Below are 10367 nucleotides of genomic sequence, written 5' to 3' on the forward strand. Positions count from 1 at the left end.
GGCCCGGGCTGCGCGTCGGCAAACTTTACGAGATCAGCCTGCTCCAGCACGGTCTGGAGGCGCCGGGTGGCCGTCTCCGGCACCTCGGGCCGGCGATGCAGGGCCTCGACGACCTCGGGCGTAGTGCACTCAAGGGCTCTCATCCCCATCCGTCGTGTGAGGTATCTCCGAAGGCCTTCGGTGAGGTCAACGTAGAAGGCCTTGCACGTCTCACGATCGTTCGGGTTGCGGCGCTCAAGGCGTTGGAGCCGTGCCGAGGCGGCCTCGTAGGGATCCTGCTCCTCCTCGGCCGGCGGCGCGGGCACGGCGTCTTCGTGCCAGCGCCGCCACCCGTAGGCGACGCCCCCCAGAAGCGCTGCGACGCCGAGGCCGAGCGCAATCCACACCCAAATGGGGCGCGGGAAGGAGGCAAGCGCGGCGGGGGTGCGCAGGCTCTTCGCATCGGGGGGCACGACGGATACAACCGGCACCACGCGTGGGGCGGTGCCTACGACTGTCGTGTCCTGCCCGTCGACCGCGCGGACCGGAAGGACCGGAACGCGCGCCGAATCGAGTGCAAACGTTGCGACCTCGTAGGCCACGCTGTCGATCTGCCGCCCCTCCGCGGTCGGCCGTCCTCGAACGGGGCCCCGACGAATGACGTCGAGGTCGCCGAAGAGTACCGATCCAGATCCCGAGTCCGGAAAGACGACGGTCGTGCCCACGGCGTGCTCCGCGACGAGCGTAACAGTGAACCGCTCGCCGATCTTCACGCTGTCGGCCGAGACGTGAGCCTCGATGCGGGGGGCAGACTGTGCCCGCGCGCCCCCCGTTGGCACGAGAAGCAGTCCAATGAGCAGGAGCATCCACCAGTGCCCCCCGGTCGACAGGAGGTCTGGGGCCTTCCTTCGCCGAGGGCGCGCTCCGGTCCGGGGGGGCCGGGTCTCCGGTCTAGCAGACGGAGCGGCACCCATTCGGCGATTGGTCGGTCCGTTCATGCCTCCCAGTTCGGTTTGCGGCGGCCCCCTGCCCTATCCCCGTTGGGCGCGCCGCCGGAAAAACGTGATGAGGGGCTCGATGTAATCGGCGTCGGTGCGAACGACGACGTGGTCTACGCCGGCCCGCCGAAGCAGGTCGGTCGTTTGCTCGCGGCGGGCCTCCACCGCCGCCGCGAACGCCTCTCGGGCCGCCGGGTCGCGGGCATCGAGCGTGACGGTCTCGCCCGTCTCGGCGTCGGTCAGATCAACCAGTCCCACGGGGGGGAGTTCCTCCTCACGGGGGTCTCGCAGTTCCACTCCAACGGTGTCGTGCCGCTGGCTCGCCGCGCGTAGCATCGGCGCGTACCCGTCATCGAAGAAGTCGCTCACGAGCACCAGGATGGACTGCCGTCGCAGGATGCGGAGGACCCGCCGGACTGCCCCGCCGACATCGGTTCCCGTCGACGCGGGCTCCGCGGTGAAGAGCTCCCGGATGCACCGCAGCACGTGCCGGCGTCCCTTCGCGGGGCGGATAAACCGCTCGACCTCGTCCGAGAACAGTAGGAGGCCAACGGTGTCGTTGTTCTGGACGGCGCTGAAGGCAATGACCGCGCAAATCTCGGCGGCGACCTCCCGCTTAAGCTTTCCCTGCGACCCAAAGTTCTCGGACCCGGACACGTCGACGCAGAGCATCACGGGCTGCTCCCGCTCCTCCTCGTAGACCTTAACGTAGGTCTCGTCCATTCGGGCCGAGACGCTCCAGTCGATGTTGCGTACGTCGTCGCCCACCTGATAGGGACGTACTTCGGCGAACTCAATGCCACGCCCCTTGAAGGCCGACTGGTACTCCCCCCCAAATACGTTCTCGACCACACCTCGGGTGCGGACCTCCAGGCGGTGAATCTTCTCGAACAGCTCGTCGGGGATCATGGGGGAACCGGAGCAACGCGGTCATTGCACAGCAGAGCACCTTCCTCCTCCCCGCCTCTTCGTAACGACGACCGAAACTCAGGGGTGCGCATTTTGATCCTCCCGGCACGCGCACAGGCCGGGGCTGGGGGAAATGAGGTCGTCTGTTTTCGTGCGGATCATCCGTGCCCAGGCACTCGGCCCAGACGAACCTGATCGTTCGAGACGCTAGGGAGCAATCTGGGGCAGCGTGCCCCCGTGCCTACAGCTTCGATCCTGACCCTGCACAACGCCGCTTCGCATGCTCCGTCCGAACGTCGGGCAAACCAGCGACATCGAGGCGCATTCGGGGAGCTCCAGCCGTGTATTCGTCTCCGTGCCCGGCCACGCCTTCGGCAAGAACGAGCAGCGCGGCGTCGTTCCGCTCCGCCAACGGCGGCGAGGGGTGGGAGAAGGCGCGTTGCGCTTCCGTCCCCACCGGCAACGCCCAAATCGCCCTCAACCTGGACTGATCACCCCGACCTCTATCCAGCGTCGTCCGCAGCACCGTCCTCCCGCTCATAAAGTTCCACCCGCCAGAGGATCGTGTTGACCTGGTAAAAGGGCACAAATCCGTTTGCCCGAATCACCTCTTCCACCCCGGTGTGAATGTACATCCGGAAGTCCATGTCGCGGACCCAGCAGTACACGCCGGCCAGTCCGCCAATCACCTGGTTGTACCATCGTTCCTTCGGATACGTAACCCCGTACCATCGCGCCGTCTTCGACGTGGAGGCCTCGACCAGCTCCTCCAGGTGGGGGTAGCAGCAGAAGACCCGGTCGAGCGTCACGATGTCGGCCTCAGGGAGGTCGGGGGCCCGCTCGACAAAATCGCCGTACTCGTAGGCAGTCCGGTTTTCAAATCCTCGCCGTCGCGCTTCCTGCTCGGCCACATCCAGGTAGGCGGGCGATGCCTCCACAAGGGTCGACGCGGATACGCCCGCCCCCAGCAGCTCGAGGGGAATCATGCCCACCCCGCCGCCTATGTCCAGCAGCGTCCGGCCCTGGAGGTCGAGGGTCTTGAGGGCATCGATGAGGAGGCGCGTTGATTTGTTCGGAGGTCCGCTCGTGCGGTACTTCCGAAGCTCGTTTTGGGCCTTCTCGCGGTTGAACAGGTCGCCGGCGTCTTCGCAGTGCGCACAACAACTCATCGGACGGTTCGAGGGGGTTGAGTGTGGACAAACGATTTCTCGGACGACTCCTCGTCGGTTGACCGGGCTAGGGCGACGGCGTAGAGTCCCCGAACGCCGATCTACGTGGCTCTACGACCTCGAGGCCTGCCTCGCAAGGCAACGGCAGGCAGACGTCCAGCACGGGCCCTCGTTCGACCTCGTCCCGACCTGTCCGGTCCATGAAGCCCTCGAAGCCGCGAGCCCCCTGCAGCCATCGGCTCGTTTTCTCGTCGCGCGACGGATCGTCGACCGGCGCCGCATTGAATTCGTCAGGAGGGTCGCCGCGCATCGCCGCCCGCCTCGACTCGCGTGTCGTCCGGCAGAGGCTTTGCATCTCGTCCGGAATCATGCCCTCCATCATCTGCCCCATCTCCGCGTGCACCGCACACATTCGCTCATGCATTGGGGCGCCCCGCCGTCCACCATGTCCCCATCTATCCGACCTCGCCGATCTGACGATTCGGCTTCCCGTCCATTTCCGGAGGGAGCGCCCATCATGGACTGCATCGAACGATGCATGCCCGCCATCGTCCCCGTCATTGCCCGGCAGCGCCGGAGCCCGGCCTCGCTGCCCAGACACGAAAAGCCACGCGCCGGCACAGGGCCGGGCGTGGCTCTCGCGCGAGAGGCAGGGGCGACCGGACGTTCCCGGGCCACCTGCGCAATACCACAGCGCCGCGACGCTGCTCAGACGCCGCGGCCAGGTCGTCCCCCATAGCTGTCAAGGGCACCTGTGGTGGGGCTGGAGGGCCCACTTAATGACACAGTTCCAAAGCTGCGAGTCAGGAGGCTCTCTTTCCCATTGTTCGCCATTCGAAGCTCGTGATTCGACACCGTTCCTAGTCCATCATTTTCCGGAGGAACGCTGGCGTGTCGTTGTCATCCTCGTCGTCGGACCGGGAGCGCTCGTCGCGATCCCTACGCTCGTCGAGGTCGTCGGCCTCCAGGCGGCGAACGTCAGATTCGTCCGAGGCGTCCTCGCTCCTGTCCTCCCCGTCTTGCTCGTCCTCCTGCGGGCGGAGGGATGCACTGCGGCGTTCGTAGGCCGGTTCGTCGAGCTGGCGCAGATTGTCGGCCCCTTTGTAGCGGGGTGGGGAGTCTGCCTGTTCGTCGAGCGGGATGGTGCGGCGCGCGTCCCCGTCGTCCTCCGAGGCGTCCTCGTCTCGGTCGAAGCCGGTCGCGATGACAGTCACACGGAGCTTGTCTTCGAGGTCCTCGTCGATGACGGTGCCGAAGATGACCTCCACGTCCTCGCCAGCCTCCTTCTGGATGACGCTCGTGGCCTGGGTGGCCTCGCGGATGCCAAGCGACGGGCCACTGGTGATGTTCACGAGTACGTTGGTAGCCCCAGCAATAGAGAGGCCGTCGAGGAGGGGGCTGCTGATGGCCTGGATGGCGGCTTTCTCGGCCCGGTTTTCGCCGGTGGCCGTAGCCGCGCCCATGAGCGCCGTGCCCCCGTCCTCCATGGTCGTCTTCACGTCGGCGAAGTCGAGATTGATGAGGCCGTGGACCGTAATGAGGTCGCTGATGCCACGGGTGGCGTTGTAGAGCACCTCGTCGGCTTTCTCGAACGCCTCGATGAGACTCGTGTCTTCGTCGGCAATGTCGAGGAGGCGCTCGTTGGGGATGACGATGAGAGTATCGACGTTGTCTCGGAGCAGCTCGATGCCTTCGAGGGCCGTCTCCATGCGCCGCTTCCCCTCGCACTCGAAGGGCTTGGTCACGATGGCTACGGTCAAAATGTCGAGGCTGCGGGCGAGCGCCGCCACCACGGGGGCCCCACCAGTACCGGTGCCCCCGCCCATGCCGGCCGTGATGAAGGCCATGTCGTAGCCGTCGAGGGCCTGTTTAATCTCCTCACTGCTCTCCTCGACAGCCTCGGCCCCGACGCCTGGTTGAGCGCCCGCTCCCAGACCGCTCGTCAGATTGCGGCCGGCCTGAATCTTCTGGGGCGCCTGGTTCTCACTCAGGGCCTGTGAGTCAGTGTTTATGGCGATGAACTCCACGTTGCCGCGGATGCCTTTCTCCAGCATGTTGTTGATGGCGTTGCCTCCTCCGCCGCCGACGCCGACGACGCAGATTTCAGCCTCTTTGCTTGCGGAGTCGTCAAACGAAAATTTTGAGCTAAAGTCTTGGTCCATGGGGGTCCCTCCAGTGTGTCTGTGGTTTTGAACGTGAGAGTGGACGGTCCGGGGGGCCTGAAGTGAGCGGCTTCAGACGCGTGCTCACCGGTCCGTCGTTGAAGTGTGAGGTGTCGGTGAAAGGTCGAAGGTTGAATGTGGGAGCGTTGAGTGTTGGACGGTTCGGGGGGATTAGGACAGGAGTGGCCGTCGAAATGCCTACTGTTCAACGTTCCGGCGCGCTAACGCCTACAGCTCGTCGAACCAGGATTTCATGCGGTTTGCGATGCGGGTCATGAGCGTCTCGCCCTGCGCGGTGCCGTTTCGGGAGGCACGCGCCTCCTCGGAGAGGGTCATGCCGCCGATGATCTCGGGCCGCATGCCGTACAGCGCGAGCCCGACGCCGGTGGAAAACTTTGGGTCGCTGACCTCCTCTACGAGCCCCCCGCTCAGACCCATCGGGCGCCCAATGCGTGCTTCCATGCCGAGCACGTCGGCGGCCAGCTCGTCGGTGCCGGGAATCAGTGCCCCACCGCCGGTCAGCACGCAGCCCACGCCCAGGTGCCGGCCGTAGCCACTGCGCTTGATCTCCATGCCCGCAATCTCCAGGATTTCCTCCATCCGGGGCTGAATGATCTGGGCGAGCGCGTCGCGGCCAATGGTTTTCTCTTGCCGGCCCCCGATGCCCGGAATTTCGATCTGCTCGTCCGGGTCGGCGCGGCCGGCGAGCGTCATGCCGAACTGGCGTTTCAGCTGCTCGGCCTGGTCGCGCATCACGCCGAGCCCCTTACGGATGTCGTCGGTCACCTTGTCGCCAGCCACCGCGATGACGGCCGTGTGGCGGATGGTGTTGTCCTCGAACACGGCGATGTCGGCGGTGCCTCCCCCCACGTCAATGAGGGCCACGCCCACCTCCTTCTCGTCCTCGTGCAGGACGCTGAAGGAGGAAGCGAGCGGTTCGAGCACGAGATCCGACACGGCAAAGCCCGATTTTTCGATGCACCGATAAATGTTCTTGGCGGCGGAGACGAGCCCGGTGATGATGTGCACGTCCCCCTCCAGGCGCACCCCGCTCATGCCCACAGGGTCGGCCACGCCGTCCTGTCCGTCCACGATAAACTCCTGGGGAATGACGTGGAGGATCTCGCGGTCGGCAGGGAGGGCCACGTGCATCGTGTCCTCGAGAAGACGCTGCACGTCGTTCTGCGTAATCTCCTCCGAGCGGATCGTCACGACGCCGCGGGTCTGAAAGCTCTGCACGTGGTCCCCGGCGATGCCGACGATGACCTCCTGCACTTCCACCCCGGCGGCGCGCTCGGCCTCCTCGATGGCCTCCCGGATGGCCGAAACGGTCCGGTCGATGTTGACGACGACCCCCCGGTTGAGGCCGTCGGACGGGGCCATGCCCACCCCGAGGACGTTGACACGATCGAGCTCGTCCTTGCCGGCGACGACGGCACACACCTTGGTCGTGCCGATGTCGACTCCTACAACGATATCGTCATTCATGGCTGGTAGAGGGGTTGAATTCGGGATAAGGACGTGCGACCGTCAGCACATCTCTTTGCACATCACGTCCTGCGGGTCACACCGCGTGGGGCACTGTGGAGGAGTGGTTAGGATCGAGAGTTAAGGCGCAGAGGTTTTTCGTCCGGGTGGCTGTTTTCGGGCAACGACTTGGTCTTCAAAGCGAAGGTCGATGTACTGAATGGAGGTCTCAGACCGGGTTGCGAGCACTTGCCGGGCGAAGGCCTGGAGCGTCTGGATTTTTCTGGGCACGTGTCCGGAGCCGAGGCGCACTGGAATCGACCCGTGATGCCTCGTGGGTGCGGTTACGAGCCGCACTGTGCTGTCGGGCTGCATAACGATCTCGGCCACGAGGTCAAAGGACTTCTCGCTGGTGAGGACACCGAGCGTCCGCCGCAGCGACGGGGGGGCGATCCGGCGAATCGGATGGTAGCGGGCGTCGAGGCCACGTACGAGCGGCACGTCGTACCCCGCGCTGTCGGGGAGAGGCATGGCGTACCCTGCGCGGTCGAGGTAGTAAGCAGGACGTCCCTGGGGGTCGACCGCAAGGGCCGCGGGCGTGCGCTCGGTTACCACGATGGTGAGGGTGCGGCGCAGCCACTGTGCCGTCACCTCGGCCCGCTTGACCCACGGGTGCCGCTCGACCCGATCGGCCACGAGCACCCGATTGATCTCGCTGATTGTGTCTCCGGTGTCGACCCGGGCGAGACGGCGCACAGTGTCGGGCGGGGCGTGCGTCGCCCCCCTTACGGCGACGTGCTCCACCGTAGCGCTCGTCCGCCACCGCCAGCCCAGTAGGCCGAGGGCAATCACACCGCCCACGAGGGCCCCAAGGCCCGCAAGGCGGAGCGCCCAACGTCCAAATGTGTGCGGCTCAATACTCATGAGTGCAGGTTCAAACCGCTGTGTAGATCGTCAGGTATGTTGCGGACCGCGTGGCGTAACGAGCTCGCGCCTGACCAGGAAGCGACATGCGCGATGCGCGCTATTCGGCCATTTCCGACTCCTTCTCTTCGAGTAGGTTGACGAAGGTTTGGCTGTACCGCCAGATGTCGCCCGCCCCCAGCATGAGGACCACGTCCCCGGTCTCGGTGACCTCCAGGAGATGATCCGGGAGGTTCGTCTTGTCGGGCACGCACCGCACGGCACGGTGCCCGAACTGCTCGGCTCGCTCGGCCAGGCGTTCGCCGGTGACGCCCTCGATCGGTTCTTCGCGCGCCCCATACACGTCGGTCAGCACGAGCACGTCGGCGTTGAAGAAAGAGCGGGCGAACTCGTCCATGAAGTTCTGGGTGCGGGAGTACAGGTGCGGCTGAAAGACGGCGACGACCCGCCGGTCCGGAAAGCCCTGGTGGGCCGCGTCAAGGGTCGCCCGGATTTCGGTTGGGTGATGGGCGTAGTCGTCGAGCACCGTGATGCCGCGGAGGTCTGCCTTCTTTTCGAAGCGGCGACGCACGCCCGTAAAGGTTGCCAGTCCCCGGCGCACCTCGTCGAAATCGATTTCGAGCTCCTGCCCCACCGCCACGGCGGCGAGCGCATTGCGCACGTTGTGCATGCCGGGCACCTGGAGCTCAAGGGTGCCGAGCCGCTCTCCACGCAGCGTCACGTCGAATTGCGTTCTCATCCGGTCGCGCTGAATGTTCTCGGCCCGCACCTCGGCCTGGCGCGTCGTGCCGTACGTGATAACCCGGCGCTCCACGTCGCCGACGATGGCCTGCACGTTCGGATCGTCGAGGCAGAGGATGGCCGCCCCGAAGAACGGGACGCTGTTGGCGTATTGCGTAAAGGCAGTCTTGATGTCGTCCAGGTCCTCGTAGACGTCGAGGTGGTCCTCTTCGATGCTCGTGATGACGGCCAGCGATGGGGTGAGGCGCAGGAACGTACGGTCGTACTCGTCCGCCTCGATCACGATAATATCCCCCTCCCCCGTGATCGCATTCGATCCGAAGGCCGTTACCTTCCCCCCCACAATGACGGTGGGGTCGAAGCCGCCCTCGGCCACCACAAGTCCCGCCATCGAGGTCGTAGTCGTCTTGCCGTGGGTCCCGGCCACCCCAACCCCGAATTTCATCCGAATGAGCTCACCCAGCATCTCGGCCCGCGGAATGAGGGAGATGCGGCGGCGCTCGGCCTCCAGTGTTTCCGGGTTCTCCTCGGGGTCGATGGCGCTGGAGTAGACCACCACGTCGGCCTCGCCCACCTGCTCGGCGGCGTGGCCCTCGTAGATGGTGGCCCCCTCCGCCGCGAGCCGCTCGGTCACCTCGCCGGTCTCCAGGTCCGAGCCGGTCACGGTGTAGCCGCGGTTAAGGAGCACCTCGGCGATGGAGCTCATGCCGATCCCGCCAATGCCCACCATGTGGACCTGGCGGATGCGGCCCAGGGCCGGTTGTGTGCGTCGCTCAGTCATGACTTCCAGAACGCGAAATTGGTCATCTCAGTGTTGTCTGGTCGGCCGGCCGTCACGGGGCCTCCGGGGACGTCTCGTCGGCCGGCGGACCGGTCTTCCAGTAGTGATCGGCCAGACGGAGCACGTCGCGGGCAATGGTCGTCGCGGCCTCCGGACGGGCCCGCTGCCGCGCGGCGTCGGTCATCTGGTCGAGCGTGTCGGGGTCGTGAATGAGGTCGTGGACGACATCAACGAGCCGTTCCTCGAGTTCGGACTCGGGGAGCAGCATGGCGGCCCCAGCCTGTTCCAGGCTCTCGGCGTTCTTCGTCTGATGGTCGGCCACCACATTCGGCGAGGGCACGAGCACGGCGGGGGTTCCCGTCGCCAACAGCTCACTGCAGGTGAGAGCGCCAGCCCGGCACACGGCAAGATCGGCGGCGGCGTAGGCGTAGTCCATCCGGTCGATGTACTCGACGAGCCGGAGCCGGGGATGCTCCTCAATCTGCTCGGCGAGGGTTTTGTAGTAGCGCTCCCCGGTCTGCCACACCACGTGCCCGTCCCCCTCACCCAGGAGCGCCTCCAGACTGTGCTCCACCGCTCCGTTGATCGCAGCACTTCCCATCGATCCGCCCATCACCAGCAGCACGCGGCCGTCGGGGGGGAGGTCGAACGCGGCCCGTGCCTCGTCCGGATCTACCCCACGCAGGGACGCGCGCGTAGGATTCCCGCTCACGACCGCCCGGTCGGTCGGCACCCACTCCTTCGCCTCGGGAAAGGCAAGGTGGACCCGCTCGGCGAGGTACGACAGCAGCCGGTTCGTAAGTCCGGGGTAGGCATTTTGCTCCTGAACCAGGAGCGGTCGTCCGCGAAGCCACGCCGCCGACAGCACAGGCCCGGCCACGTAGCCGCCCGTGCCCACGGCCACGTCAGGCTTGATGGCCCCTACCAGGCGCCAGCTCTGCATGAGTCCCTGCATCGCTCGAACCGGCACCATGAGATTCGACATCGTGGCCCGCCGCTGGATGCCCTGCGCGGAGACGGGGTGGAGGGCGTAGCCTGCTTCCGGAACCGCTCGCGCTTCGAGCCGATCCTGCGTGCCCGCGAACACGATCCGGGCCTCCGGGCGGAGCGCCCGTATGGCGTCGGCAATGGCGATGGCCGGGTACACGTGTCCCCCGGTGCCTCCGCCAACCATCAGAATGTGGGGCGTGCGTGCATTCATGAGCAGCAGAACCCGCGCAAAAAGATGTAGCGTTTG

At 65.9% G+C, this 10367-nt stretch carries 9 protein-coding genes; all 9 read right to left on the minus strand.

From position 1 onward, the window contains the following. On the minus strand, nucleotides 1-845 hold an 845-nt coding region (locus ABEL04_RS04810; protein ID WP_375801252.1), incomplete at its 3' end, for a hypothetical protein. Nucleotides 846-1010: 165 nt separating this feature from the next. Further along, entirely contained in the window at nucleotides 1011-1886 is an 876-nt protein-coding gene (locus tag ABEL04_RS04815) for a DUF58 domain-containing protein (protein ID WP_375801253.1), read from the minus strand. Between the two features lie 503 nt (nucleotides 1887-2389). Beyond that, complete coding sequence (locus ABEL04_RS04820; protein WP_375801254.1) at nucleotides 2390-3055, minus strand: class I SAM-dependent methyltransferase; 666 nt, start codon at nucleotides 3053-3055, stop codon at nucleotides 2390-2392. Between the two features lie 67 nt (nucleotides 3056-3122). Then, on the minus strand, nucleotides 3123-3467 hold the full coding sequence (locus tag ABEL04_RS04825) for a hypothetical protein (RefSeq protein ID WP_375801255.1): 345 nt from the start codon (nucleotides 3465-3467) through the stop codon (nucleotides 3123-3125). Nucleotides 3468-3915: 448 nt separating this feature from the next. Continuing rightward, nucleotides 3916-5217: a cell division protein FtsZ gene (gene ftsZ / locus ABEL04_RS04830; RefSeq protein ID WP_375801256.1), complete on the minus strand. Its 1302-nt coding sequence runs from the start codon at nucleotides 5215-5217 to the stop codon at nucleotides 3916-3918. Nucleotides 5218-5445: 228 nt separating this feature from the next. Continuing rightward, a complete protein-coding gene (ftsA, locus tag ABEL04_RS04835) occupies nucleotides 5446-6705 on the minus strand; it encodes a cell division protein FtsA (RefSeq protein WP_375801257.1) in 1260 nt (419 codons plus the stop codon). A 120-nt stretch (nucleotides 6706-6825) separates the two neighbouring features. Continuing rightward, a complete protein-coding gene (locus ABEL04_RS04840) occupies nucleotides 6826-7608 on the minus strand; it encodes a cell division protein FtsQ/DivIB (protein WP_375801258.1) in 783 nt (260 codons plus the stop codon). A 100-nt stretch (nucleotides 7609-7708) separates the two neighbouring features. Further along, nucleotides 7709-9130 (minus strand): UDP-N-acetylmuramate--L-alanine ligase, encoded by a 1422-nt coding sequence (gene murC / locus ABEL04_RS04845; RefSeq protein WP_375801259.1) that lies wholly within the window; start codon nucleotides 9128-9130, stop codon nucleotides 7709-7711. A gap of 52 nt (nucleotides 9131-9182) precedes the next feature. Then, nucleotides 9183-10367, minus strand: a 1185-nt coding sequence (gene murG / locus ABEL04_RS04850; protein WP_375801260.1) for an undecaprenyldiphospho-muramoylpentapeptide beta-N-acetylglucosaminyltransferase, incomplete at its 5' end; no start/stop codon positions are given.

The organism is Salinibacter sp. (genome assembly GCF_042218895.1).
GTDB lineage: Bacteria > Bacteroidota > Rhodothermia > Rhodothermales > Salinibacteraceae > Salinibacter.